Annotated in this window: 26 protein-coding genes; 17 read left to right on the forward strand and 9 right to left on the reverse strand. The window is 45.7% G+C overall.

What is annotated here, in order from left to right; all coding sequences use genetic code 11:
* Positions 1–449 precede the first annotated feature (449 nt).
* Entirely contained in the window at positions 450–731 is a 282-nt protein-coding gene (locus tag OM95_RS15520; RefSeq protein WP_291516601.1) for a hypothetical protein, read from the forward strand.
* Here OM95_RS15520 and OM95_RS15525 read toward each other — a convergent pair whose 3' ends face one another.
* Both OM95_RS15525 and OM95_RS15530 read right to left on the reverse strand, forming a co-directional pair.
* Positions 732–1,745, reverse strand: coding sequence for an alpha/beta hydrolase (locus OM95_RS15525; protein WP_041875802.1), 1,014 nt, complete (start codon positions 1,743–1,745; stop codon positions 732–734).
* An 11-nt stretch (positions 1,746–1,756) separates the two neighbouring features.
* Positions 1,757–2,437: a hypothetical protein gene (locus tag OM95_RS15530; protein WP_291516603.1), complete on the reverse strand. Its 681-nt coding sequence runs from the start codon at positions 2,435–2,437 to the stop codon at positions 1,757–1,759.
* Between the two features lie 284 nt (positions 2,438–2,721).
* Between OM95_RS15530 and OM95_RS15535 the strand changes: the two genes are divergently transcribed.
* The 7 genes from OM95_RS15535 to OM95_RS15565 all read left to right on the forward strand — a co-directional run bounded on the left by OM95_RS15535 (position 2,722) and on the right by OM95_RS15565 (position 8,796).
* Positions 2,722–3,855 carry a hypothetical protein gene (locus OM95_RS15535; protein WP_291516605.1) on the forward strand — a complete coding sequence of 378 codons (1,134 nt, stop codon included), beginning with the start codon at positions 2,722–2,724 and terminating at the stop codon, positions 3,853–3,855.
* Between the two features lie 271 nt (positions 3,856–4,126).
* A complete protein-coding gene (locus tag OM95_RS15540; RefSeq protein WP_291516607.1) occupies positions 4,127–4,801 on the forward strand; it encodes a FliG C-terminal domain-containing protein in 675 nt (224 codons plus the stop codon).
* 380 nt (positions 4,802–5,181) lie between these two features.
* The gene (locus tag OM95_RS15545) at positions 5,182–6,909 is read left to right on the forward strand and encodes a hypothetical protein (protein ID WP_041875808.1); all 1,728 of its coding nucleotides are present in this window, start codon (positions 5,182–5,184) and stop codon (positions 6,907–6,909) included.
* Positions 6,906–7,508, forward strand: a complete 603-nt coding sequence (locus OM95_RS15550; RefSeq protein ID WP_041875810.1) for a pyroglutamyl-peptidase I — start codon at positions 6,906–6,908, stop codon at positions 7,506–7,508. Before OM95_RS15545 ends, OM95_RS15550 begins: the two co-directional genes overlap by 4 nt.
* Before the next feature lie 72 nt (positions 7,509–7,580).
* Positions 7,581–8,006: a Spy/CpxP family protein refolding chaperone gene (locus OM95_RS15555; RefSeq protein WP_041875813.1), complete on the forward strand. Its 426-nt coding sequence runs from the start codon at positions 7,581–7,583 to the stop codon at positions 8,004–8,006.
* A gap of 5 nt (positions 8,007–8,011) precedes the next feature.
* Positions 8,012–8,500, forward strand: a complete 489-nt coding sequence (locus OM95_RS15560) for a sigma-70 family RNA polymerase sigma factor (protein WP_041875815.1) — start codon at positions 8,012–8,014, stop codon at positions 8,498–8,500.
* Positions 8,497–8,796 (forward strand): hypothetical protein, encoded by a 300-nt coding sequence (locus OM95_RS15565; RefSeq protein ID WP_041875818.1) that lies wholly within the window; start codon positions 8,497–8,499, stop codon positions 8,794–8,796. Before OM95_RS15560 ends, OM95_RS15565 begins: the two co-directional genes overlap by 4 nt.
* A gap of 48 nt (positions 8,797–8,844) precedes the next feature.
* Here OM95_RS15565 and OM95_RS15570 read toward each other — a convergent pair whose 3' ends face one another.
* A complete protein-coding gene (locus OM95_RS15570) occupies positions 8,845–9,951 on the reverse strand; it encodes an OmpA family protein (protein WP_041875820.1) in 1,107 nt (368 codons plus the stop codon).
* Positions 9,952–10,209: 258 nt separating this feature from the next.
* Here OM95_RS15570 and OM95_RS15575 point away from each other — a divergent pair, with 258 nt between their 5' ends.
* Positions 10,210–10,779, forward strand: coding sequence for a hypothetical protein (locus tag OM95_RS15575; RefSeq protein ID WP_041875823.1), 570 nt, complete (start codon positions 10,210–10,212; stop codon positions 10,777–10,779).
* Positions 10,780–10,783: 4 nt separating this feature from the next.
* Here the strand turns inward: OM95_RS15575 and OM95_RS15580 are convergent, their stop codons facing one another.
* Entirely contained in the window at positions 10,784–11,566 is a 783-nt protein-coding gene (locus OM95_RS15580; protein ID WP_041875825.1) for a methyltransferase domain-containing protein, read from the reverse strand.
* A 34-nt stretch (positions 11,567–11,600) separates the two neighbouring features.
* Between OM95_RS15580 and OM95_RS15585 the strand changes: the two genes are divergently transcribed.
* The gene (locus OM95_RS15585) at positions 11,601–11,930 is read left to right on the forward strand and encodes a DUF1904 domain-containing protein (RefSeq protein ID WP_041875827.1); all 330 of its coding nucleotides are present in this window, start codon (positions 11,601–11,603) and stop codon (positions 11,928–11,930) included.
* Here the strand turns inward: OM95_RS15585 and OM95_RS17430 are convergent.
* From OM95_RS17430 to OM95_RS15600, 4 genes are all read right to left on the reverse strand, one after another.
* On the reverse strand, positions 11,927–12,115 hold the full coding sequence (locus tag OM95_RS17430; RefSeq protein WP_291516609.1) for a hypothetical protein: 189 nt from the start codon (positions 12,113–12,115) through the stop codon (positions 11,927–11,929). The genes OM95_RS15585 and OM95_RS17430 overlap by 4 nt on opposite strands.
* A 124-nt stretch (positions 12,116–12,239) precedes the next feature.
* Positions 12,240–14,246, reverse strand: a complete 2,007-nt coding sequence (locus tag OM95_RS15590; RefSeq protein ID WP_041875830.1) for a DUF3943 domain-containing protein — start codon at positions 14,244–14,246, stop codon at positions 12,240–12,242.
* 191 nt (positions 14,247–14,437) lie between these two features.
* Positions 14,438–16,057, reverse strand: a complete 1,620-nt coding sequence (locus tag OM95_RS15595; RefSeq protein ID WP_291516610.1) for a S8 family serine peptidase — start codon at positions 16,055–16,057, stop codon at positions 14,438–14,440.
* A gap of 106 nt (positions 16,058–16,163) precedes the next feature.
* Positions 16,164–16,820 (reverse strand): hypothetical protein, encoded by a 657-nt coding sequence (locus tag OM95_RS15600; RefSeq protein ID WP_291516612.1) that lies wholly within the window; start codon positions 16,818–16,820, stop codon positions 16,164–16,166.
* Positions 16,821–17,195: 375 nt separating this feature from the next.
* Here OM95_RS15600 and OM95_RS15605 point away from each other — a divergent pair, with 375 nt between their 5' ends.
* From OM95_RS15605 to OM95_RS15640, 7 genes are all read left to right on the forward strand, one after another.
* On the forward strand, positions 17,196–18,557 hold the full coding sequence (locus OM95_RS15605; RefSeq protein WP_041875832.1) for an MFS transporter: 1,362 nt from the start codon (positions 17,196–17,198) through the stop codon (positions 18,555–18,557).
* Between the two features lie 8 nt (positions 18,558–18,565).
* Positions 18,566–20,530, forward strand: a complete 1,965-nt coding sequence (acs, locus tag OM95_RS15610) for an acetate--CoA ligase (RefSeq protein ID WP_041875834.1) — start codon at positions 18,566–18,568, stop codon at positions 20,528–20,530.
* Positions 20,531–20,634: 104 nt separating this feature from the next.
* Complete coding sequence (locus tag OM95_RS15615; protein WP_041875837.1) at positions 20,635–20,880, forward strand: zf-TFIIB domain-containing protein; 246 nt, start codon at positions 20,635–20,637, stop codon at positions 20,878–20,880.
* 146 nt (positions 20,881–21,026) lie between these two features.
* Positions 21,027–21,491 (forward strand): helix-turn-helix domain-containing protein, encoded by a 465-nt coding sequence (locus OM95_RS15620; protein ID WP_041875840.1) that lies wholly within the window; start codon positions 21,027–21,029, stop codon positions 21,489–21,491.
* 380 nt (positions 21,492–21,871) lie between these two features.
* A complete protein-coding gene (locus OM95_RS15630) occupies positions 21,872–22,816 on the forward strand; it encodes a nucleotidyltransferase (RefSeq protein WP_041875844.1) in 945 nt (314 codons plus the stop codon).
* Positions 22,816–23,397, forward strand: coding sequence for a hypothetical protein (locus OM95_RS17435; protein WP_291516614.1), 582 nt, complete (start codon positions 22,816–22,818; stop codon positions 23,395–23,397). Before OM95_RS15630 ends, OM95_RS17435 begins: the two co-directional genes overlap by 1 nt.
* Before the next feature lie 68 nt (positions 23,398–23,465).
* On the forward strand, positions 23,466–24,122 hold the full coding sequence (locus OM95_RS15640) for a hypothetical protein (protein WP_291516616.1): 657 nt from the start codon (positions 23,466–23,468) through the stop codon (positions 24,120–24,122).
* Positions 24,123–24,155: 33 nt separating this feature from the next.
* On the opposite strand, the gene OM95_RS15645 is transcribed toward OM95_RS15640, so the two are convergent.
* Entirely contained in the window at positions 24,156–24,980 is an 825-nt protein-coding gene (locus OM95_RS15645; RefSeq protein WP_291516618.1) for a cation transporter, read from the reverse strand.
* Between the last annotated feature and the right edge of the window lie 2 nt (positions 24,981–24,982).

Consider the following 24,982-nt stretch of genomic DNA (forward strand, 5'->3'; position numbering starts at 1 on the left):
TCAGAAGTTAAGTCCTCTTGCGGCGATGGTATTGCACGGGCGACCGTGTGGGAGAGTAGCACGATGCCAGCTCTATTTTACTTGAACCCGGGTTACGAAAGTAATCCGGGTTTTTTATTTTCTGCATACTGATTTCTTTCTTTCTTTCTCCTTGAACACCCGCAATCCCACTAATCCCTATAAAACTCAGACACTTTTAGATCCGGCGCTGCTCGCACGACCTAAACGCTTGCGCTTCATATTAACTTCTCCTCATCACAGATGATTCCACTGCCACCGTGGCAGTAAGAAGATGCGTTAAAACAGAGAAGCAATTTTTGACAGGAAAATTTACTAATTGCACGCAAGATTCCCTAGGCCGATCTATTGCGGACAATGGCTATTCGAAGAACGTTGTCGCTGACCTTTTCTGCTTAAATTATGAATTTGAAGTTTGCTATACTCACAGCATGAAACAAAATGTGGAAATTTGTTCTGGCTGCGTAGTCAGGTCTTCCCAGCAGACTGAAGAAAGTACCTTTCTGATCAAAAAGAAATTTTTGGAAGAGTTGAATGCTCGGTTAAGAGAACTCTGCCCGGAGGTCGAATGGAATGTTTCTTTCACGCCCTGCATGCGCTTTTGTCCCGAGGGTAAAATATCATTGGTCGTGAAGAATCAGATGGGTATGTCCGGCGGGACGGATATCGATATCGTCGCTCGTAATATCATTGCGCGGGGCACGCTGAACTGACTATAAATTTTTACTCAGTGCTCTCCAGAATGCTTCGAAATCCTCGATGAAAGGCATATGTCCCAAGCCTTTTAACTCGACTAGTTTCGCTTTCGGAATCATCTTTGCGACCTGTCGGCTGATGACGGGATAGTTGCCCATTTTCTTTTTCATGTCTTCGTTGGCCCAGGCCTTGCCGATAGCTGTTCGATCGCGATCTCCAATAATTAAGACGGTGGGGGATTTGATATTTTTAAACTCGTAATAGACCGGTTGTGTGAAGATCATGTCTGCAGTAAGTGCCGCATTCCAAGCGATAAGCGGATAGTCAGGGCCTTGCAACCAGCCTGTTGGAATTTCCAGCCACTTGTCGTATTCGGGTTTCCATTTCCCATCATAGTAACTATCCAACTGATACTGTTTTATTTTTTCAGGTGTCGTGGCGAGTTCGGCTTTGTACCCTTCGTCGATATTTCGATAAGAGGTCATGGTCTTCCAGTCCTCAAGACCAATTGGATTCACCAAGAAGAGTTTGGTCACTCTTTGTGGATACATCAAAGCAAAACGGGAACCCACCATTCCTCCCATAGAGTGGCCAAGAAGATAGAACTTTTCCACTTTTAAACTATCTAAAAGATTCGCTGTGTTTTGTGCCAGAGTTTGGAAGCTATATTGGTACTTAGATGGTTTGGACGACTTCCCGAAGCCCACTTGGTCCGGGACTATTACTCGGTAGCCTTCTTGATTTAAACCTAAAATCACTTGTTCGAAATATGCTCCCGGAAAGTTTTTTCCATGTAGAAGGACTATGACCTTCTCGCTCGGTTTTCCTGCGGGAATGTCCATGTAGGCCATCTTCAAATCTTGACCCTGAGATTTCAAAGAATGGTATTGAACGTGAAAAGGGTATTGATAGCCTGAAAGTTCCGCATCGAATCCCTTAACTAAGGATGCGCTTGCGGAATTTTCTTTTATGCTTTTACCAGCACAAGCAGTAAGAGCCAAAAAACCGGCAGTAGCTAACAAATACTTCATATTCGACACTCCTATTTCGCAGGGGCCGCGGGCGTGGCAGAGTTCGATTTTACATTCGCGGCTGGCGCTTGTTGAGCATTGTTGCTTTGACCTTGAACAGTCTCGGTCTTGGTATGCTGTCCCTGGGCAGGGCCGCCATCGGTGGTGTCAGTTTCTGCAGGGGCCACAGAATCGGCGTTGGCGCTCGGGGCCGGCGAGGCGATCGGTGTGGGAGCTGTCGGAACTTCCAAAGGGGTGATCTTATTCAGGTTGTCCATGGTGTAAGTGCGTCCCACTTCAAATATTTTATTTTTCGACTTTATATCAAAAAGGCTCGCCTGAATGATAATGCCCGGGTTTTCTTCATCCGGCAGATCCATGAACTCCATTTCTAGGAAAGCGGTGCCTTCTTTGACTCGCTGAATTTCGGGACGTTGTTTGCCTAAAATCGCTTTGGCGAGTTCCGAATTCATGCGGATTTCAACCGTGGCTATTGAATTCCATTGCGCAGGTAAAAGTTGGGCTTGAGCAAGAGCTTGAAAATCGGCATTGATCATTTGCGCTAATTGCTGAGCCGGTGTTAACTGCACGCACTCTGAAGCCTTTTTTTCGGGAGCTTTACCAAGAAGTCCGACATCCTCTTGCTGTAATGTGATGTAAGCCAGGACTCCCGCTGCCGCGATAATTAACACGCCTAAAATTTTATAAATCATTTAGCACCTCGCCTGACTATTATTGGAAAGTTTCAAGCCAGCCTCAAAGTCTTTCGGGAACAAGCTCAAAATCGCTTCTTCGGGCTAGGTGCCGGGAAAGGGATAAGTACTCGAAATATAAAGGCAAAAAAGTGTCCTTCGCGGGCTCTTGTCTAAGACTTCGACAATTGGGAAGTGCCACCATGAAAAATAGGTAAAGAGTAATTACAAGTAAAATCAAACACTTAGGGTTTTCATCTGAATCTGGCACTAGGCTTGGAAGTAATTGAGCGAGAGAGGTGTCTATGAATACGCTCACTAGAATGGCAGCATTGTCCTTTATGGTAGGACTTTATGTGGGATGTTCCCCTGTGAAGTTCTCTTTGGACGACAGCAAATGTAAAGATAGCGGCTGTGTGGTCGTTGATGGAAAGTATTCCTTCAACTATTCCGCGACGGCAGGCTATGGAAAAGTGGATATCTTGATTGTGAACGACAACTCTGCCTCGATGTCGTTTGAACAAGCACGCCTCGCTCCTCGCTTTCAAAACTTTATCTCGGACTTAGATAGTAAGAAAATTGACTACCGTATTGCTATGACGACTACGGATGTTTCAGGTTCTGGCGCAGGAGCGCTGATTCCCTTTAAGTCCGGTGTTAACTACATCACAAATCAGATGAGTGACCGCTATACTTTATTCTATTCAACGATTCAGAGACCGGAAACTTTGGCTTGTGAGAAATTCATTGCTAACTGGATCCGCAATAATGGTGGCAATACCGATTCTATTAACTCTTCCGCTTATTCCTCGGCGTACGCACAAAACTGTCCTTCGGGAGACGAGCGTGGCGTTTATGCTGCGAATTTAGTTGTGAACAACAATCCTTCTAGCTTTATCCGATCCGACGCGCACTTAGCAGTGATTTTTTTGGCGGACGAAGATGAAAGAAGTGGTCTGTATGGCAACCAAGGATATTACTTGGATCAAATGGATCAGCCAGCGTATTTGATTTCGAATGTGAAAAGCAGACTGGGTGATGATAAATACAACTCGCTCAGTGTTCATGCGATCGTGGTTAAGGACCCAAGCTGTTTGGCGCAACAAAACAGTCAAGCGTTGGACAATTATTCTGTGACGACGGGTTTGGTGACCGGCAGTATCGGAAGCGTTTACCTGGCTTTCACAAATCAAGGCTGGGGTAATGCCGCAGATATTTGTTCTTCTGATTATACGACTCAGCTTGGACAGATCCGCACGAAGATCACAGAGCGCATCAAGGATATTATCTTGAACTGTTCAAATCCGACAGATCTTGTTGTCACGGTTTCAGGAACCCCTGTATCGCACTACATGGATGGAAAGACGTTAAAGTTTAACCAGTACCTGACGCCAGGAACGAGCGTAAGCTTGTCTTATAAGTGTGAGTCTTTGCAATAAGACGGAACAAAATTAAATTAAGAACCACCCGGGGCTTCTTGCGAAAGAGGCCTCTTCTTTTTTTCGACATCAAGTCGTCCGTTCAACCACATACAAATTTTTTTATAATTGATCCCGCTATGAGACGTGATTTTTTTCGAGCAGATTTGAAAATGTGTCGCAATCTAGAACAAGAGGATTTGCCGCCGCACTAAATTCGGATCTCATCATATTTATTTTAGATCCTCCTTTAGTCCTGAAACTCAATTCCGATACATCTAAACATATGGGCATGTTAGACAGATACAAAAAAAAGGGCGGCTTTTATCAATTATTGCAGTTGTTGGAAACTTCACCGGCGGCAAAGCGGGAGCAGTTTCTATCACTTATTGCGGGGGAAAGTCCCGCATGGGAAGAAGCGCTTCGTAAGCGCATTCTTACTATCACCCGGGTTTATTCCTGGGACGGGCAGTATCTTGTCGAGATCTTCTCACGAGTGCAGCCTTTGACCTTGGCTAATGCAATGCATGGCAATCCTCCAGAGCAGGTGGAACAGCTCTTAGGCTGTTTGCCGCCGATCTCTAAGAGGAAGATCACAGATTTGATGGCAGAGTCTAATCCGACTCCGGCCGAAAAATCGACGTGTATTTCACGGATGCTTTCAGACGTTCGCGGGTTCATTTCGCAGGGGATTATTCGACTTGAAAAAATCGATCCCGAGCTTCACGTTCCCGAGAATATCGAGGAGATGCTGAACTTAAATGCATTCGCGGTTCCTACCTACGATTATGACGTGGCAAAAAAAGATGTTAAGCCTAATGTTGTTGGTGAGTCAGACGACGTGAATTCCCAAGAGGTTGATTTTCTGAAAAGGAAGATGAATCAGTTGGTGTCGGAAGTGAATGCGCTAAAGCATGAAAATTCCGTTTTAAAAGACAAGCTCGCACAGATTAAAAAAATTGCGTAGTAGTTGTATCAGCGAAATTTTTAGGAAAAGGTGAAGTGAATAACTTCACCTTTTTTGTTTTTGGCGGAATTGTTTTTTATGGGATGTATAACGGACTGGCCTTTGGTTGACTAGTGCTTGTGCTCCATTGCTTCCTAGGCGGCTGGTGGAAAGTTGCCTTTTTCCCTCTAGGAAAATGTGAAACAAACAAAAATCAAAGAGATCCAAGGGGATGAACTTCATTCCTGTAATAGCGGTGAGTCCGTCCTGATTTGAAACGAAATTCCATTAATTTCCAGCAAAAAGTCCCTTATTTTGTACAGTCTTTTGACGAATCTGATTTTTTCTAAACCTCGACGAAATCCTAGTCGATAGACCTCATGAAGTACGTGAGGTGTACAATGTCAGCTAAGATTTTCAGCATGTGTTTTGGAACGTTATTGTCGGCAACTGCGATGGCTCAAACTCAATCTGTCATACAGGTGGGAGTTGACGCTGAAGCTCGTTTTTACCAAGAGTTGGCCAAGGAGTCTGGGGAAGATGTGCCCAAGGTTCAAGGTTTGATGGACGAAGTGCCAAATGGCTTGAGCACGAAAGATATCAGTCCGGAGTGTGATCCGCGCCGCTTTGAAGACAGCGTCGTCGGCAAAAAACTGACGACGGGTCAATACTACGCAAACGTAAACAAATATTTTAAAAAATGTTCCTCGGAACTGACTCGTCGATCGACTTTGGGTATTTTGGGACTGTTGAAATACTCCAGCTATCAGTATCCTTTGCTTTCGCATCCGCAGGTGAAGCAGGTGACAATCAAGCTTGCTGACGGAACAAAGGTTCCCGCAATTTTGGCATTAAAACAGGATTCTCGCCCTCGTCCTCTGGTAATTGTTCGTTGTGGCGTATTCTGTTCTGCAGTTCAGTCGGCGTCGATCAAGGCCTATTCGATGATGCTCTTCGATCAAAGCCCATTCAACTTGCTCTTCTTGGCAAATCAGACCGGCATGGACTATATTTATACCAACAAGCGTGTGACTTTAGGCGGTTGGGATGAGGGCTATGAGTCGTTGCAAATTGGCAAATGGATGCTTGAAAAATGGGAGCATAAAGACCGCGTCTCGAGTGTTCACTTCATGGGGATCAGCTTGGGCGGCAATGCCGCTGTTTTAGGGGCGGCCTTCAATGACAGGTATCCTCTTCAGAGCGGCAAAAAAATATTTAACTCCGTCACCGCGATTTGTCCGGTGGTGAGCCTGCGTCCTACTTTGGATAAGCTCTATAGCGGTCAAATTGTTGGGCGTATCTTCACGAAGATGACGAAAGATCACTTCAATGAGGCTCGTCATTATGTCTCAGACGTTCCTGATTTGATCACCGATGACAATATTCCAGACAGTCGTCGTAATATGCCAGATTATATTGGATTGCTAGCGTCGACGTCTTTGCAGCGTCGGGGAATTGCCAGCACTCCGGATTCCTTTTTTAAGAGCAATAACTTCTGGAACTGGAAAGACGACGTGAAAACGCCGTTGATGTTGTGGGCTTCACGTGACGACATGGTTGTTAACAACAAAATCAATACTGAGGTAGTTGAATACAGCGATCGTTACGAAAGCTCCGATATTGTTGGAACTTTGAACTTGAACTATGGAAACCACTGCGGCTTTTCGTCAGCTTATGGTATGGCCGCTTCCGCGGCAGTTCTAAGAACTTTCGTTTTGAACCACAGTCCCGAGTTCGTGGATAGTTACAATCAAAAGAAAGAACTTCCTTGGACATTTGGCTTCAAAAAGATCGGAACGACTCAAGAACATGTGGGGCAAAGCTTCACTTTCTATTCTCAGTCTGAAGAAGTCAAAGTGACGTTCCGCTTATTCAACTGGAATGGTTCAGAAAACTGCTCTAGCGAGGGTCCTTGGAATGCATCAGGCTCGTGCGTGCAGGAGCGCGAGTATTGGGTGCCGATTTCCAGTTTGAAATCTCTGGGCGCGCGAGTGCCGCGCAATTCTGCGGAAGCACAAGCCTTAACACGTGAATTTAATACGAAAGTGGAATTCCGTATCAAAGGTCATCCGTTAAATGGTACAAGCAGTAATGATTTTTATATGACATGGAGAAATCACTTCGAATGAGTAAAATCCTGATAACGGGGTTTCGTCCCTTCTTAGGAGAAAAAGTGAATCCCAGTGAAATCCTTCTTGAGTGGCTCAAGAAGGATTTTGCCCATTTGACGGAGACGCTTTTGTTGCCAGTGTCTTTTTCGGAGGCTCCTCAACAGCTTCAGAGTCATTTACAGAAAAATTCCTACGCAGCCATTCTAATGTTGGGCCAGGCCGGAGGACGCAGTAAGGTTTCGCTGGAACGTGTGGCTTTAAACTGGACTGAAACAGAGCATCCCGATGAAGACGGATTTAAGCCGTCGCGAGGAGTGATTCAACAAGGGTCGGAAAGTGCTCTGTTTACTGCGCTGCCTGTCAGCGAATGGAAAGAGGACTTGCTACAAAAGAACCTTCCCGTCGAGATTTCCTTGAGTGCCGGTGGTTATGTTTGCAACTATACCTACTACCACACTCTGAACTGGCTTAAAATGCACGATAAGGCCCTGTCCGCTTGCTTTATTCACGTCCCCTACCTCAAGCAGCAGTTGGCAGACAAGGCTCAGACGACGCCGTCTATGGAGTTAGAGACGATGAAGACAGTTCTAGCTGAAATTCTTTTTAAGTTGGCATAAATATCAAATTGAGAAAAATTAAAATGAACCTTTCAGCCCCTCCGAGCGTCTAAGGGGCAAAGAGGAGGAACAATGAAGTTCAATCAATTTCTTGCGTCCGTCATGGTCTTAACGATGATTTCTACCACAGCCTTGGCCCGAAGTCCGGGAAGAGAGGCGCGTCACAAGGGCGATGAAATCCTGCCCATGGAAAAGCACTTTAATCCTGAGAAAATGAAAGAGTTAGGACTGACCGACGAGCAATCGGCAAAATTGAAATCGCTGCGGGAATCCAAAAAAGCCGAGTTTGAAAAGTTGCGTGAAGAGATGAAAGAGGCTCGTCATAAGTTTAAACAGATGATTCGTTCCAATGCTTCTCGGGAAGAAGTCCAAAAGGCCTTTCAGTTAATGTTTGCTAAGAAAGAGCAGTTGGCGCAAGGAAGATTGCAAAGCATTTTAGACGCGCGGGACCTCTTGACCGAAGAACAGAAAGTGAAACTTTTTAGCCAGGGAAAATAAGCGCCGTGAGTGTAAAGTCCTCGGAATCTTTTCAGCATTTCTATGAAGCTCACGCCGCAAAGGTGCGTGGGCTTCTGTTTCGTCTGGCGGGAGAGGATCCTTTAAAAGATCTGACGCAAGAAGCATTCATGAAAGCTTGGGAACACCGGGCTAAGTTTCGAGAAGAGAGCACGGCTTCCACCTGGATCTTTAGAATTGCCTACAATTGTGCTGTGGACTATCTGCGAAAAAACAGAAAGCTGGACGAACTTCCCACCATCGCAGTGGCCAACTCATTAGAGTCCGATCTTTCCAATCGCCAGTTAGTCGATTTGATGCTTTCCTCTTTGAGTGTCGAGAATCGGGCGGTGGTGGTTCTTTATTATTTGGAAGATCAAAGTATCAAGGAAATTTCAGAAGCTCTGAGTATTCCGGAAGGAACCGTTAAATCACGTTTAAGCCAGGCGCGGTCGAAAATGACAGAGCTATTGGAACGGAAAGGAGTACGACTATGAGTGACGACTCTTTAAAAAAGTTTTTGAAAGCCAACGCGAGCAGAACTCCTGAAGCGGATTTTGCGGAAGGACCTCGTATTTGGCGACATATTCAGGCGGGGGGCGCGCGCCGCTGGCAGTGGTTGCTGGTACCCGTGTTAGCGGCGTCGTTGGTGGCAGTGATCTTTTTAAAATATGAAAAGCCGGCGACATATCTCAACGACGAAGAACTTTATCTGCAACAAGAGTGGGCCGAGATGCAAAGCGAAGTCGACGCTGAGGTCGATCAGGAATTTGTCACGGTTTTTGAAAAATAAAAGATCTGGTTTTTATCCCAGATCTTTTATCCGTCATGTCTTCAATGATTATTCAATCGTTGAAAGGGCATCACGTAGCTTCGCTTCATCTTTGACACCAATGAATATGACTTCAGCGCGACGATCTGCCGCTTGCATGCCGGTTGAATCGGCTGTGCCTTTGCCGACGGCGGTCACATCGACGTCCTTAAGTCCATTTTGCTGTAAGATGGAACGAACTTGTTCGGCACGTTGTTTCGAAATTTGTTTGTTGAATTCTTCGCTGCCGGATGAATCTGCATAACCGCGAATTTCCACGCGATCATACAAGTCTTTATTTTCTTCGAGAACGGCAGCCATGCTTGCAAGTTTTTCCTTGTCGTCTGGCGAGACAGTGGCTTGCGCGGTTGGGAACTCAACGTTGTTTTCTCCGGGAACTAAAGCCGTCAGACCCACGGCCTCTAAAGCAGAGCTAGGTGCCGTTTTGGCGACGGGACGGGCTGGCTCGATGACTTCTGTTTCATCGACAATCATTTCTTCAGTTTGCATCGGATTTTCCGTGGTTCTGACTGAAGTACGGTACGCTGAAGGATTCCAACCGATTTGTAAGTCAATCAGGTACATGTAAACATTGTTGTCGACAGTATTAGTCATCGCCATGGCACGTGCTCCTAAGCGGGCTAGCCAACTTGCGGAAAGATTGAATTCTTTCAACGCCTGCAAGCCGACGAAGTGAGCATCACCTTGGTCTGCGCCGAAGTCGGGACCTTGCTCATATAATTGGTTGGCGACGATACCGCCTTGCCAGCGTGTGCTGTCCCAACGATAGCGAGCCGCAAATTCGAGAGCACCGCCGGTCATTGCGGTGTCTTCATTATTTCCCGCTTGTGTGAACTGCTGGTTGTTCACACCATAGCCCAGGTCAAAGACCACAGGTGCCTGTAGGTACCAAGAGCCTAACAGTTTAAGGGTTGCGGGGGTTCCTTCTACGGAGCCGTCTTCATCATATCCAGTGTAACCACCACCTAGCCCAATAAAGGGAAGGAGGCCTCGGGGGGCCGTTTCAGCTTCTTCTCGAGTGAACTCCATCGTACTGGATGTTGAATCTTGACGTGCTTGATTCGCGTAAGAAAAGGAACCAACACATAATATTGCAGTGAGGATCAGTGTTTTCATGGTAGTCTCCTTTTTTGTCAGCTCTAGTATTGACCTTGCATGCCCAGAAGCAAATTTTTGCAGGCCTAAAGAATGTGCGTTTGTTGGAATAAATGACGCAGACTAGGCATCGGTCCCAAATTGAAGTTACCGACACGTAATATCGATTCTGTATCATCCCGACACAGTTATGTCGCCTTGGTGCGTAGAACTTGAGCTTGAAATGACTTCTTGTCAGTTGGCCTGTTACAGTGAGTAAGCAAATCTGGTGGAGGATGTATGCGTAAGTTACTTTTGGCATGTGCTTTAATCTCGATGGCAGCTTGTTCTTCAAAACACAAAGCAAAGGACATTGATACCACTGTTGATATGTCATCACCCGTGCGTGGCGATTCTGTCGTCGGCGTTAAAGATGGGGATATGGTGTATCAACGCAAAGTTGTGATGAGCGAAGAGCTTCGTCGTCTGGAGCTGGATGTTTACGATCTAGAGGCCAAAGTTTTGGGCGGTCCTCGTTATCTGGACAATCGCGGGCTTTATGGTGTCTTGCGTGATTGCAGAGTGTCCCTAGGCAGTGTGGAAAACAGTGGGGATGGGAAGGTCCGCTGGACTGAATCCAGACAGTATGTGACTCCGGACGACGACTTTTCATCTATTGGCGTAGAAGATAAAAAACGTATCGTGGGTGTTTCCGAAGAATATTTGAAAGACCGTTTAGCCCGCTTTAAGGAATATAGAAATACCTTGGAAAAACGTCAGGACGAATACGAAACCAAGGTGAAGGTTTGTGAGCTTGAACTAGCGGCGCAAAAGAAAAAAGGCAAAGGTTCCGCCGCAAAGAACGAATAAGCGGCTACAGACGCGCCCATATCAAAATTCTTTTAAACGGATAGAAAAAGGGTTTATCATCGGGCAGTTCCTGAAAAAGGCTTTCGCGATATTCCGTCAGGAAGGTCGCGAAGTCCTCAGGGGAAAGTTGACTCTGGAAGTAAGTTAAAAGACTTCCTTGCACCCAACTGATTACATCCTCGCGCGAGGTCATGACGTGGGCATAAATCCGTTGAAGGACTTTCTGCTCTTTAAATCCCAACTTAAAAAGAAGAGTGGCGTAACCTTCGGGAGGCAGCATCGTCAGATGCTGCCGGTATGAGTTCCCTTGAAGAAGATTTTTCCAATGATTTTCCTCGCTCATCCTTACCGCCAACAGGTGAGTCGCATAGTCATGATTCATCGGCATTTGCACGGCAAGCTGTCCCTGAGGTTGTAACGAGTCTTTTAAATCATGGAAAAGTTTTGGATGATTCTCACACCATTGAAGAGCGGCATTTGAAAATATAAGATCAAATTTTCCATGCTGGCGGATATTTTCAATGGATTCTTTTGCAAAGTGAAGACCTTCCGAAGAAAGCTTCTGGGCTTTTTCCAGCATCGCTTCTGATGTATCAAAACCCCAGGTTTCTTGCGCATGCACTTTCTGATGAAGAACTTCAGTCAAGTCACCCGCACCGCAACCTAAATCCACGACACGTCTTAGGGAAGATTTGCTATCGATCATGTCCATAAGGTCAAAGAATGGCAGGGAACGCTCATTTAGGAATTTATGATATTGCTGGGGATTCCAAGTATCTTTACGCATAGACAATATCCTCGGTTTCAGTGATACTTCCATCATGCCTCATATCCGCACGCGTGCAATAAAAACAGAAGTTGTAAGTCAAATGAGTAAAGAACTGCCAAAGCTATTAGCGGCGGAAATGAATACCGCAGAAGATAACTTTACCTTTGAGGCGGTCTCAACTCAGTTTTTTAATCAGGGAGTGACCGAAGAATCGTACCCTTTTGTGGAAGTGCTGTGGTTCGCGCGTAGCCAAGAGGTTCAGGATCGCTGCGCGCAAATTCTAACAGAGAAAATCAAAGAACTGACGCCGGCCCCGGATGTTGTCGTTGTTTTTCAGGTTTTGGAAAAAAACGCCTACTACGAAAATGGAAAACATTTTTAAGGTGTTTTAATCCACGGCAAGGGACGTTTAGTTCCGGCATTTTCTTGCGTGACAAGAACTTCGGCGACGCCGATTTCGGATGTATAAATCACGACGCTACTGGCTCCGCCCGTGACCCAACTGAACCAATCGACGCCTTTGAATAAGACGGCTTCCAGCTCATGGGTCTTCATGAGTTTGCGCACAATTTCAATTTTTTTGACTGCCTCACTCCTATATTCAGTTTAGTCACACGTTCTTACAAACAATTCTTGAGCGATTTTTTGCAGAGATAAAGACGTGTGACTGTCAATTCGGGACTAAGTCTTTTTAGAATAGATAAACCAAAGTTCCCATAGTGCGGGATTCTTTGCCTTTCGCCGATGCCTGTCCATTGGCGGAGCCTTCGCGGACGATGGTTTCTTGCGAAAGCTGAAAGCTTAGATTTTTTGTCAGACGGAATCTTACGTAAATCTTATGCGAGACAAAGGAGTCACTAAAATCAGCGGGGTCTTGAATATCCTGCTGATTGCGGTGACGCGACTTTATGTCCGAGGCCTGGGATGATTGCAATTCATATCCGAACTTTACCCGGCCTTGTTCAGCGGAAAGGGCGGCTAACGTCGTCGTTCCCAGACCCCAATAGTAACCGCGTTTTTGTATGACGCCTGATTGCCCCGCAAGGGAGCCGCCATTTTGCGTTTGGAAGTCATTGAGGGCCCAGGATTTCACCATGGCGAAGTCTCCATAGAAACCGAACTCCGCCTGGATATTCATGCCTTTGTAATAGATGTTAGCGCGAGCTGTTGCGCCCAAAATGTTGATCGTTCCGTAGAAGTCTTCATGCCCCGAGCCTTTGTCTGATCCTCGATCATGAAATGTGGTGCCCGAGCCGACACCAAGAATTAGATCATAACCGCGCAGCTGCCCGCGAGCATCCAGTTCCACATTCTTTTTGTAATAAGCGGCCATCGTGACTTGGGCGATGAGTTTTAAATCGCCCATCCCGTCGCCGCCGTTGTTTTCCAAGATGGCTTTCACCATGGCTGTATCATAGACCATTTTGGCTTCGTGTCCGGGCTTTGCGTAGTTTTCAATATTAACAACATCGGCACTTAAACCGACGACGTAGGTGTTTTCAGCCGTGGGCTTAAAGGCTTTTTGATTTTTTTCCAGGCCAATGTACATAGAAATATCCGACCATCGTGGTTTTTTACAATCCGGCTGAGAGGCGTATTTATCGCCAGTTTTAATTTTGTCGATCGCATGATTCAAAGCCAAACCGGGATTGATTCCATAAGCCAAAACTTTTCCCGCAGTGGTGCCTTTGGCCAGCAAGGCACACGAGATTTGATAGGTCGCTTCGCCGATAACATAGCCACCGACCGGGGTCATAATCTGATCGTTTAAAGAAAAGACCTCGTGATACTCCATGAATTCCCAAACTGCGGAAGAGGCAAAGCTGACGAGGAAAGATTCCAGAGCATTATAGCCGTTAGAGCGCGCCACTTGATAGTAAAGCACTCCAGCAAAAATATGACCGACGTTGGCAAATTTATCATTGTCATCGAAAAGAATGGCTTCGCCGTTCAGCTTTTTGCGAAGGCCGTCACCCAGCGTGTAGTCGAAATCCTGTCGATTGTACGCAAGGTTTTTATAATAAAGCGCCAGAGCCGCGGAAAGAGTCACACCAATTTCAGTAGCGGTTCGTAGATAGTTTTTCTTGCGTGGACTTTCTCCTTCAAAGCGGCGATAGGCTTGATCGATCGTTAAGGGCTCGTTGGTCAGCTTGTCCAGGAACAGACCTTGCTTCTGATCATAGATGATCTCTGAGGATTCTGCAGCCCCATTGACCAAAAGCCCTGCCTTAAAACTTTCTTCATTGGTCGCATAAACGAAGAAATTTACGACGGCTTTTGCCAAGGCCTCACTTTGTATTTTATCGATCGTGGACTTTTTGAAACTCCAGCTCACGCTTTCAAAATCTGTTTCATAGTTGCGACGCCAGTTGGCCGCATCCATGCTGATGCTGCCATCTTTGTTTCGAGTCAGACGTAGGTGGTAGTCATTATGGCGACGCAGTTCTTCCAGTTCCTTGTCTAAAAAATCAGCCGTATCAAAACTACGGCAGGTGACATTGACGGCAACGTCACTGACTTGATTGGCAATGGTATGGATTAAGGCACAGGTTTCTTTGCGCCAGCGCAGACTGTAATTTTCTTGAATGTCGCCTACGGAAACCAGAATTTTTCTAGGCTCTTTCGAGGCTTGGGCTGCAAAGCTTGAAAAGCCGACGGTTAGAAAAGCAATAAGCATGACTATTTTTAATCTTTTCATCGACCGGCTCCTTTAAAAGACATTCCTGTAATCAAAATCGATTGCAATGAATTTGCCAGCCGGGGCGTCCTCATGAGCCATTTATTTCGCGCCCTAAGATCCAGATTGAAGCAAAGCCGAAAATTGCTCGACAGTTGCAAGAAGTCTTAAAAAGAGACAGGCGGAATATGGGCAATATTTCTTGTCAGAAATTATTCCCACGCGGCCCGAGTGACATCGAATCCATAATCCGTCACGCTTCCGTCAGAGGTAAAAACGATTTTGACATAGTCGCCGTCCACGGGAAGTGAATACTCACCGTCGTGTTTGCCAAATACTTCATAAACTCTCTCGCCCCGGCGATTCAAGAGTTCCACTTTGTCTAGATCCACTTCCGTCTTAAACTTGGCGAAATACAAAGCGATGCGTTTGGCTCCGGGAATATACACCGCAAATTCCTGAGAGGCGTTGTTAAGGTAGGGATGAGTTGTCGAGATCTTTACTGCAAGCTGCTTCCATGAGCGCGGATCATCGGGGTCGGGATTGGTGATGGCGTTTTGCAAAGCCGCTGGGGCATAAGCTAAACCACGGCGAATGCGGGCCCCGCCTAAAAGGTTTTTGGTCGTGCTCATAATCCGACTGCGAATAGTCGTGTTTTTAAGTTCGGGATTTTTGCTCCAGAGGAGGACCGCAATACCTGAAATATGGGGAACGGCCATCGATGTGCCTGATAGAATCGTGTATCCTCCATAGAGATCGGTTGAAAGAATATTTTCCCCGGGAGCCGCGACGTCCACGGAGTAGCGACCATAGTTAGAAAAGTCGGAAAGTCTTCCGCGATTGTTCATAGAACCTACCGCGATTACATTCGCCACGGGATAACTGGCGGGGTACTCAGGAATTTCATCGTTATTGGACGAATCATTGCCTGCGGAAGCGACAAAGACGCCACCGGTTTGCGAGGTCATTTCGATAGCTTGTTTTAAGTTCTCCGAATATCCGCCGCCGCCCCATGAATTTGAATAGATTTTTGCCCCCATCGACCGGGCGTAGTGAATGGCTTTGATAGCGCTGGTCAGTTGCCCAGTTCCGTTTTCATTTAAAAACTTCACAGGAAGTAGCTTTACATGCCAAGCGGTTCCAGAGACGCCTTGACCATTGAAGGACTGAGCGCCGATTGTGCCGGAAACATGGGTGCCATGGCCATAATCATCCATGGGGTCTCCAGTAGGATGGGCTGAATCAACAAAATTTGCCCCGAAAATGTCGTCAACAATTCCGTTTTGATCATCATCAACTCCCTCTTTCCCAGAAAGTTCTTTCTGGTTGGTCCAAAGGTTTCCTTGAAGATCGGGGTGATAGTAATCGATACCTGAATCGACAACAGCCACGATCATGTTCTTGGAGCCGGTCGTTATATCCCAAGCTTTAAGGGCGCCGATATCCATTCCGCGAATGCCGGAAGTGAGATCCGCATCTGTTTGGCCATAATTATAAAGGCCCCACTGCTGAAGAAACATCGGATCATTGGGCGTCCGGTGCGCCTGATAAATGAAATTTGGTTCGGCAATTTCGACAAGCTTGTTTTCGGCAAGAAGTTTGAGGGCGACTTGCGGGTCCTCAAAGCTAGCTCTTTGAATAACGACAATGTTTTGTTCCGGAATAATATCTTTGACTGTCGCCCCTAGAGACTGTTCTAAACGAGACCAAGAAGTGGTTTGCACGGAAACATTTTTCTTTAACCTTACGACGAACTCGCCCGGCACAAACGAGGCGGGCGCAGAGAAAGAAGACGTTGGCCAAAACAGAATGAAAAGCAGAACGTATTTCATAGAGAGCTTCCTTTTTTTAGAATGGTAGCTCTTGAAAAAAACCAGTGGCTAAAGAAAATCTTACAGGTCGTTAAATCGCACTTCTTCCGCAGTGTCGTCAGGCACTTTACTTTCTCAATCGAAGTAACGCTGTTTTGGTGTCGTCATTGATTTGTCGCAATTTAAACTCCATTTTTGGGAAGACCAGACCTCCGCCTAAGCCGACCTTGATGGCGACATGAAATATATCATGTTTTCTGTTTTTTGCCGGAAGCCAGGAACCTTCCAATCCCAAAAGAGCATCGGCAACTAAGCCAAGGCCTCTTCCGTAAATGCCCCCATGCAGTTCATCGACGTTCACGCCACTTGGTATGAACGTAAACATCCACTTGTAGGCCACTTCGAATTTAAAACCGCCATTGTGAAAGTCGCACAGAAAAAGGTCTTTCAGGTCGACAAGTTCCCTGGTGTTAGGATCTCGGATCGTAGCATCAAATAGCCAGGTATCATGATCGATCAATAAGGCCCAATTCATGCCGGAAGAGTAAAGGTAACCCTGAATAGGAATTTTCTGTTCTGGCTTGATGCCAAACTGTTGGCGCAGTGTCTCAACCAGTGCGTCAATTTGTTCTTTACTGAGATCCGTGTTTTTAGCCAGGGAATTTGTCAGCTGTTCTTTGGAAATGCCGGTATCACTGTCAAAGCTAGCTGCTAAAGCTAGAGTTGGGTGAAGCAGGTAACAGAATACCAGTGCAATGAAACGCCGCCAAAAGACTTGATTCATGGTGGACCTCCGCGGGTCATCTTAGACTTTTCTTAGAAAAAAGCCAAAGACTCTTAAGGAAACTCATTTGCTGAAACGCACGGAATATTTTCTTCAAGCGTTGGTGCTTATCTTTTTTCTTGTTGAGTTCGAGAAGTCGTTTTTATTCACCAGTAATATTTCATTCAACCTTAGAACTCCGAAATCTCTTTTGAGGTAGTCTTAGATTTTCCGAATCTCATTCTGAGCACTTTTGAAATAGGAGAAAGCGCCTGGCGTTTATTAAATCAAGATTTTCCTTCTAAGCGAATTTTAATTTTTTACACCCCAAAGCAGTGAGATTATGAATGTGGAGCATTTGCTCTAGAGAGATTAACCTACGGAAGGGGTACGTTTATGGCATCCGTTTCACAGCCCTCGTCGGCATCGACGAATAATATCTGGAAGGTGATTAGCGCCTCAAGTGCGGGAACTCTGATCGAGTGGTATGACTTTTATATTTTCGGGTCACTTGCAACTATCATCTCCACTTTGTTTTTTCCGAAGGGCCATGAAACTGTAGCTCTTCTGAGTACGCTGGCGACATTTGCAACAGGTTTTATTGTAAGACCTTTCGGAGCCTTGCTTTTCGGGCGTATTGGTGACGTCGTCGGGCGTAAGTACGCTTTTATGGTGACTCTTCTTATTATGGGAGGAGCGACAACGGCGATTGGTCTTTTGCCGACCTACGAGCAGGTGGGAATGTTGGCTCCCGTGGGACTTCTAATTCTACGTCTTCTTCAAGGACTGGCACTGGGTGGAGAGTACGGTGGCGCAGCGACCTACGTGGCGGAACATAGCCCCGATGGTCAAAGAGGATTTTACACCAGCTTTATTCAGACGACGGCCACACTGGGATTGTTTATTTCGTTGGGCGTGATTCTTACCACGCGAATGTCCTTAGGCGAAGCCGCCTTTGCCGAATGGGGTTGGCGAATTCCGTTTATTCTTTCTGTCGCTTTGGTGATATTCAGCTACTTCATTCGCAAACGCATGAGTGAGTCTCCGGTTTTTCAAGAGATGAAGGCCAGCGGGAAGGCTTCGAAATCGCCTTTGCGTGACAGCTTTTTAAATCCAGAGAATCGTCGCATGGTGATTCTTGCCTTGTTCGGAGCAACCGCAGGGCAGGGCGTGGTGTGGTACACCGGACAATTCTATGCTCTTTATTATCTGCAGACAGTTTTAAAAGTCGACTTCGTCGTAGCAAATTCCATCATTGCTGTTGCGTTGTTGCTGGGAACTCCGTTCTTCATATTTTTCGGAGCTTTGTCTGACAAAATAGGACGAAAGAAAATCATGTTGTCAGGAATGGTGATTGCGGCTTTAAGTTACTTGCCACTTTATAAGGCCATGGAGCATTTCTCCGGTTGGACACCCGAGGCGGGGTCACCTCATCCTAATGTCGTAATGTTGACGGTTCTGGTTTTTATTCAAGTTATTTTTGTGACGATGGTTTATGGTCCGATCGCGGCCTTCTTAGTGGAACTCTTCCCCACGTCTATTCGTTACACGTCGATGTCTCTTCCATACCACATCGGTAACGGTGTGTTCGGCGGCTTGGTCCCTTTTATTGGTACAGCCCTTGTGGCCACGACAGGCAATCACTTTGCGGGTCTGATTTATCCGATTGGCATTGCCCTGGTGACCGCCGTGATAGGCTTCTTTTATATCAAGGAAAAGCGGGATACGAAGTGGTTTTCTAAAGACGAGGCGGCTTAGGGGGAGATATGAAAACATCGAATCACTTGCGTGAAGTGGTTTCTGTTCCCGCTGCATTTTCTTCAGAAGCCAACTTGAATTATGAAAAGTATCAATCCATGTATGAGCACTCCATTTCTGATCCGGAGTCTTTTTGGGCGGAGCAAGCCGAAAGCGTGGCGTGGTTTAAAAAGTGGAGACGCTTGAAAGACACCTCTTTCCATAAGCCTGTGCGAGTCAGTTGGTTTGTGGGTGGAGAACTCAATGTGGCGTACAACTGCATTGATCATCATCTGCATAAAAATGGCAATAAAGTGGCGTTGATCTGGGAGCCCGACAATCCTCAAAAAGAAAGTATTCGGGTCACGTATCTGGAGCTTTATGACAAGGTGAATGTCTTTGCCAACACCTTGAAGAAGATGGGAGTAGAAAAAGGGGATCGTGTTGTGATCTATATGCCCATGATTCTTGAAAGCGCTTACGCGATGCTTGCGTGCGCCCGTATCGGGGCTATTCATTCGGTTATTTTTGCGGGGTTTTCTCCTGATGCCATTTCTGATCGCATCAATGATTGCGAAGCCCGATTCGTCATTACTGCTGATGGCGGGTATCGCGGCGGAAAAGATGTTCCCTTGAAAGATAACATGGATGTGGCTCTTCAAAAGACTCCGGGTGTTGAAAGAGTTCTGGTAGTTCAGAACTCCCAGATTGCCGTTTCGATGCAGAGTGATCGGGATCTTTGGTATCATGAGTTTTCCCGCGACGTGGATACTTATTGTCCTCCGGAAAGAATGAATTCGGAAGATCCTCTTTTTATTCTTTACACGTCGGGATCGACGAATAAGCCCAAGGGAGTTTTACACTCCACCGGTGGTTATCTGGTCTATGCCAGCGTGACTCATCGATATGCCTTTGATTTAAAGGATGATGACGTCTATTGGTGTTCGGCGGATATTGGTTGGGTGACGGGACACAGCTACCTTCTTTATGGGCCTTTAAGTAACGGCGCGACCACGTTGATGTTTGAAGGAGTCCCCACTTATCCGACACCTTCCAGATTTTGGGAGGTCATCGACAAGCATTCAGTCACGATTTTCTATACGGCGCCAACAGCAATTCGCGCTTTGATGAAAGAAGGGGATCAACACGTTTTCCGAACTGATCGAAGTTCATTGCGACTTTTAGGATCGGTGGGGGAACCCATTAATCCGGAGGCTTGGAAGTGGTATCATCTGGTGGTTGGCGAAGGCCGTTGCCCTATTGTGGATACCTGGTGGCAAACCGAAACCGGCGGGGTTCTTATTGCGCCTTTGCCCGGAGTGTCGGGAATGAAGCCTGGCTCTGCCAGTTTGCCGTTCTTCGGGATAAAACCCAAAATTCTGACTCCGGAGGGGAAGGAAATAGACGGTCCCGGCGAAGGCGTTCTGGTTCTTGAGGATTCGTGGCCAGGGCAGATGACGACAATCTATGGTGCTCACGAGCGCTTTGAAGAAACCTATTTTTCGACGTATCCAGGTTACTATTTTACCGGAGATGGTTGCCGTCGTGATGCCGAGGGTGACTATTGGATCACAGGTCGGGTGGATGATGTAATCAATGTCAGTGGGCATCGCATCGGGACAGCGGAAGTTGAAAGCGCCTTTGTTGCTCACAACGCTGTCGCAGAAGCGGCTGTTGTTGGTGTGCCTCACGATATCAAAGGGCAGGCGATTTATGCCTATGTCACTTTGAAAGAAGGGCAAGAGTACTCTGAGAAGTTACGCAAAGAACTTGTGCAATGGGTGCGCAAAGAGATCGGTGCTTTTGCTGCTCCCGAAGTGGTGCAGTGGGCTCCGAGGTTGCCGAAGACTCGATCAGGCAAAATCATGCGGCGGATTCTACGAAAAATCGCCGAAGGAAATCTGGATGGCCTTGGAGACACTTCGACATTGGCAGACCCATCGGTTGTTGATGATTTAATACAGGAAAAGGAGGCCTTGAAAAAGGCCTCTTAGATGGATCTTCCTTTCATTCATAAAAGCGAAGACTTTGTTAGCAATTATCTATTATCTGAATGAAGTGAACTTTGCTAATTTGGTTTGGAAGAAAGAGAGGTCTTATGAAATGCCCGCACTGCAAAGATAAAGATCTGGTCATGAGCGAGAGAAAAGGTGTCGAAATCGACTACTGTCCCGAATGCCGAGGCATCTGGCTGGACAAAGGCGAGTTGGATAAAATTTTAGACAGATCCCAGGAAGAAGAAAAGCGTTCACAAGCTTCACAAGAGGTCTATGTGCCTTCAAATCCGTACGGACACAAAGCGTACAAGAAAAGAAAATCCTTCTTTGAAGAGCTTTTTGACTAGAACGTTGTCTAGCGAAGGGGCTGGGTCGTATTATCGAAAGACCACTTCAAAGTCCCAAAACGAAAAAAGCCGACTGACATCTGTGATGGCACTCGGCTTTTTTAAAAATTGGTCGCCATAGCTTAACTCTAAACGCACTCGTCCAAGTGCATGAAATCATTGAGAAACAGTTCAATAAAAAGGCCGACATTTCAGCCGAAATTGCCCAACTTTATGAAAATGGCTTGTCCCTCCGCGATATAGGCAAAGAGTTGAATCTTTCAAAAACCAAAGTAAGAACCGAGTTGCAGAAGGCCGGTGTGGAACTGCGCCCTAAAGATCCGACCCCGAAAGAGGTTGCTCGCTGGCGCATTCGGAAGACAAAAGCGCCGCCACCTTTTGGTTATTGTTACTTCCAGGGTGACCTTGTGAAGAACCCCATCGAGTACGACGTCTTACTTAAGATCCATCGCCAATGGAAACAGGGCGTGGATGCCAATGAAATAACCCGTTACTTAAATGCGAAGAAGCTCAAGCCTCGTAAGGCCAAGGCTTGGCATAACAAGGCGGTTAAAAAGATCGTGGCAAGGTTTGAATCAAAGAAAATTGTCATTAAAGGAGAACATATATGAACCTATCTGGGCTAATTTTTTGGAGCGCGACAGTCATTGCGGGGCTTACGGGGATGTACAACATGGAGGGCATTCAAAGAGCCATTTGGCGGGCTCAAGCGAGGATTCTCTATGAATCACGCACAGAGACGTGGGGATCACCGAGATTCCTTGAAATAAAGCTTCAAGATAATGGAAAGACGAATTCTAAGTCGCTGAAGCGCTAGTTGCCGGAGTTGGTTAAAGAACCTGTGAAATTGGCCATGGAAGCAAGAAATATGAGTATTTCCATGGTGAAAACTTGACGAAATGCAAATCAGACTCAAGTTTTAATTTCTGAGTCTTCTGGAATGGGTTCGAAGGGCTCAAGTGTGTGTCTTTTTAGATTAGCCGGAGGGAAAATGGCAGAATCGACTTGGTCAGGCGCATTTGGCAGCCTTTTTGAAAATAGAAGTTCGACAGATAAACTGGAGCAAAAATTAAGAAAATGGGCTCAGTCCCCAAGTGAATCGGAAATAGAGAAATGTGATCGCGCTGTCCGTATGATTAAAGCAGCGATTGATGCAGACGAAAAACTGTCCAAGATGGACATTTCTGTTTTTGCCAAAGGCTCTTATGCAAACCGGACCAATATTCCTTCAGACAGCGACGTTGATGTCGTAGTTCGTTTAAATACTCTTTATTACAATATTTATCCAGAGGGCACCACGCCTCAAACCTTCGGATTTGTCACAGCCACATACATTTACGAGCATTTTAAGGCAGATATCGCTGCAGCAATTGTTAACTATTTTGGCTCTGGTCAAGTTACTATTGGCAATAAGGCGATCCAAGTACATGCAAATACGGTCAGGGTAGATGCTGACGTAGTTCCTCACGCTGTTCATCGACATTACCATGCTGATTTTAGTTATCATGAAGGCGTAGCCTTAAAATCGAAAGATGGGCAGGTTATCTATAACTGGCCCAAACAAGACTATGATAATGGTGTGAAAAAAAATGAGACTACAGGAAAACGCTATAAAGCGATCACGCGAATTTTTAAGAACCTTCGCTGTGAAATGAAAGAACAAGGTTATGATTCAGCAGATTCTGCTGCATCTTATCTTTTGGCCTGTCTTGCGTACAATATTCCAGACTATATCTACGATGACGAATCATATGTCAAAATGACAGAAGACTGTTTGATTTTCTTGGTCCAACAAACTTCTGATCTGAACACTGTTGCCCATTGGAATGAAGTGAATGAACGAAAGAAGCTTTTTGGTTCGCATCAAGGATGGAAGTTCGATGAGGTTCACACGTTTATTTGTGATGCTTACCGGTACTTTCAAGGACTTAAGTGATGAAATCTCAGATGGACGTAAAAGTCACCGCGGGTCTTGCCATTATTATTTTTGGATTAATGGCAGTGTTTAAGGGTTCCGATTTTTCAAAAGATCTTGTGTCCTTAATTTCAAGCGCAATTTCTTGGACTGTAATTGTAAGGCTACTTTTCGTGAAATGGGCTTGGAAGTGGAAGCTGTTCAAAATATTAGAAAGGCTTCACAAAGTTCCTAATCTCGAGGGGAAGTGGAAAGGCCAGTTCAATTCAACTGGCAATTCTAATACTCCGAGTGATCGTTTGAATGGAAAGGTTGAAGTCGAAATTTGTCAGCCGGATATTCATACCATCAAAGTAGTGCGAAAATCGGATGAGTCTACGAGTCGTTCGTTTGGGGAAATGTTTGAAGTATCGGACGATGGCCTCATTCACTTTACCTACTCGTATGTAAGTGAGCCCAAGGCTACTGTTCGTGATCGAAGTCCTATCAGTTATGGAACCGTAAGACTTGTCTTGAGTCGGACTCCAGCTCTTGCTCTGGAGGGTAACTATTGGACTGATCAGAAGACAACAGGAACTTACAACCTAAAGAAGACTAAATGATCGCATGTCCGTTGTGCCTAAAGCAGGTCCCGCATTTAAAAACAAATAGCCACATCTTACCTCGGTGGATGCTTGCAGCCATCAAGCAAAATGGAAAGCTTATTAAAGTTGATGTTAAGAATAAGGTCGTGGTGCGTGCGCAGTCAGATACAGTGGCCGATATCGTGTGCGAGGATTGTGAAGGCCTTTTTACTGAATGTGATACGTTCGCTGACCAATTCTTTAAATACAAAAAATTTCAGTTGCCGGATATGGTGGTACAAAGTGGAAATGAGAAAGTAACTCTCGAGGTTCACAAAGAAGAGGCAAAGCCTTTGCTCATTCGCTTCGTTGCGAGTGTCATGATTCGGCAGCATTTATATCAGGTTCAAAATGGCGATTTATCACCTTCATCGTATTTCGAGCGGCTTCGAGAGAACTTTGTTAACAAAATTTCGTTAGATGATTTGAAGATTCAAATTGCGAAGCATGTAGAGCTTCCAAATTTGCATTCATACAGAGCAATTTCTGAAAGTTCATCAGACTCTTTTGAGCTGACTACATTTGGTTATCGGTCGACTCTCTATTTCGGACACGTTCCTGCTGAATATCTTGTGATAACGGAATATCCGGAAATCTTGATAACGCTGATTCTGGGGAAGGACAATGCTCTTCACCAGAATCTCGGTCAGTTTGCCTCGGAGAATCCAGTTCAAAATGGTCAAAGAAAGCCGGAAAAGTCCTAGTTCTTATTAAATCTAAGCTTTTTATGTTTTAGGTTAACTTGCTTTGGATATCTTGAGAATTCGGATTCCTCCGCGTAGAACAATGATAGCAATGATAAGTCCCACGATTAGATCGGGCCAGTTAGATTGGAACGTCCAAACAAGAGCGCCAGCTATTATTACCCCTAAATTTGCAATGACATCATTGGTAGAGAAGATCCAGCTCGCCTTCATATGCACTTCTCCGTCGCGGTGTTTTGAAAGCAACCAAAGACAAATAGTATTCGCGACCAGAGCTATCGCGGCTACACACATCATCAAATATTCTTCGGGCTCGCTTCCAAAAATAAGTCTTCGTGAGACCTCCACTAGCGCACCGACCGCAAGAAGAATTTGAAGATACCCACTTAGATGAGCAGCTTTCTTCTTTAATTGAATTGTCTTTCCCACGGCATAAAGACTTAATCCATAGACCGCGGCATCGGCGAACATATCTAAAGAATCTGCGATCAAGCCTGTCGATTGAGCGTAGAGTCCTATTGAAAGTTCAACAATGAACATGATGGCATTAATTGCCAGAAGTTGTCGCAAGACTCTCGATTCGTAAGCTGTCGAGGTGTCGTGCTTTTCTTTTGGGATAAGTAAGGCTTCTTCCATTTCCGAAAGTTCCCTTGAATTGGAAATCTTCGCTCCAAACCCCAAAGGCTCTAAAGCCTCTAAAAGTTTACTTGAGTCGCCCTCATGCGCAACAGTGAGCTGTCGACTTTTGAGGTTGAAGTCTAAATTCATAACAGCTTCATTTCCATCAAGCGCCATGCGAATAATTTTTTCCTCAGATGGGCAATCCATCCGAGGAATATCAAAGACTGTTTGTTTCAACG

This window comes from Bdellovibrio sp. ArHS, from assembly GCF_000786105.1.
Classification (GTDB): domain Bacteria; phylum Bdellovibrionota; class Bdellovibrionia; order Bdellovibrionales; family Bdellovibrionaceae; genus Bdellovibrio.

Bases quoted from the DNA above. Each gene is read 5' to 3' on its own strand.
- OM95_RS15640 (WP_291516616.1), top strand. From the start codon at position 23,466: ATGCTTGCAGCCATCAAGCAAAATGGAAAGCTTATTAAAGTTGATGTT.
- OM95_RS15595 (WP_291516610.1), bottom strand. From the start codon at position 16,057: ATGAAATACGTTCTGCTTTTCATTCTGTTTTGGCCAACGTCTTCTTTC.
- OM95_RS15550 (WP_041875810.1), top strand. From the start codon at position 6,906: ATGAGTAAAATCCTGATAACGGGGTTTCGTCCCTTCTTAGGAGAAAAA.
- OM95_RS15585 (WP_041875827.1), top strand. From the start codon at position 11,601: ATGCCTCATATCCGCACGCGTGCAATAAAAACAGAAGTTGTAAGTCAA.
- OM95_RS15530 (WP_291516603.1), bottom strand. From the start codon at position 2,437: ATGATTTATAAAATTTTAGGCGTGTTAATTATCGCGGCAGCGGGAGTC.
- OM95_RS15525 (WP_041875802.1), bottom strand. From the start codon at position 1,745: ATGAAGTATTTGTTAGCTACTGCCGGTTTTTTGGCTCTTACTGCTTGT.
- OM95_RS17435 (WP_291516614.1), top strand. From the start codon at position 22,816: ATGAAATCTCAGATGGACGTAAAAGTCACCGCGGGTCTTGCCATTATT.
- OM95_RS15600 (WP_291516612.1), bottom strand. From the start codon at position 16,820: ATGAATCAAGTCTTTTGGCGGCGTTTCATTGCACTGGTATTCTGTTAC.
- OM95_RS15555 (WP_041875813.1), top strand. From the start codon at position 7,581: ATGAAGTTCAATCAATTTCTTGCGTCCGTCATGGTCTTAACGATGATT.
- OM95_RS15570 (WP_041875820.1), bottom strand. From the start codon at position 9,951: ATGAAAACACTGATCCTCACTGCAATATTATGTGTTGGTTCCTTTTCT.
- OM95_RS15575 (WP_041875823.1), top strand. From the start codon at position 10,210: ATGCGTAAGTTACTTTTGGCATGTGCTTTAATCTCGATGGCAGCTTGT.
- OM95_RS15540 (WP_291516607.1), top strand. From the start codon at position 4,127: ATGTTAGACAGATACAAAAAAAAGGGCGGCTTTTATCAATTATTGCAG.
- OM95_RS15630 (WP_041875844.1), top strand. From the start codon at position 21,872: ATGGCAGAATCGACTTGGTCAGGCGCATTTGGCAGCCTTTTTGAAAAT.
- OM95_RS15565 (WP_041875818.1), top strand. From the start codon at position 8,497: ATGAGTGACGACTCTTTAAAAAAGTTTTTGAAAGCCAACGCGAGCAGA.
- OM95_RS15520 (WP_291516601.1), top strand. From the start codon at position 450: ATGAAACAAAATGTGGAAATTTGTTCTGGCTGCGTAGTCAGGTCTTCC.
- acs (WP_041875834.1), top strand. From the start codon at position 18,566: ATGAAAACATCGAATCACTTGCGTGAAGTGGTTTCTGTTCCCGCTGCA.
- OM95_RS15615 (WP_041875837.1), top strand. From the start codon at position 20,635: ATGAAATGCCCGCACTGCAAAGATAAAGATCTGGTCATGAGCGAGAGA.
- OM95_RS15535 (WP_291516605.1), top strand. From the start codon at position 2,722: ATGAATACGCTCACTAGAATGGCAGCATTGTCCTTTATGGTAGGACTT.
- OM95_RS15545 (WP_041875808.1), top strand. From the start codon at position 5,182: ATGTCAGCTAAGATTTTCAGCATGTGTTTTGGAACGTTATTGTCGGCA.
- OM95_RS15580 (WP_041875825.1), bottom strand. From the start codon at position 11,566: ATGCGTAAAGATACTTGGAATCCCCAGCAATATCATAAATTCCTAAAT.
- OM95_RS15590 (WP_041875830.1), bottom strand. From the start codon at position 14,246: ATGAAAAGATTAAAAATAGTCATGCTTATTGCTTTTCTAACCGTCGGC.
- OM95_RS15605 (WP_041875832.1), top strand. From the start codon at position 17,196: ATGGCATCCGTTTCACAGCCCTCGTCGGCATCGACGAATAATATCTGG.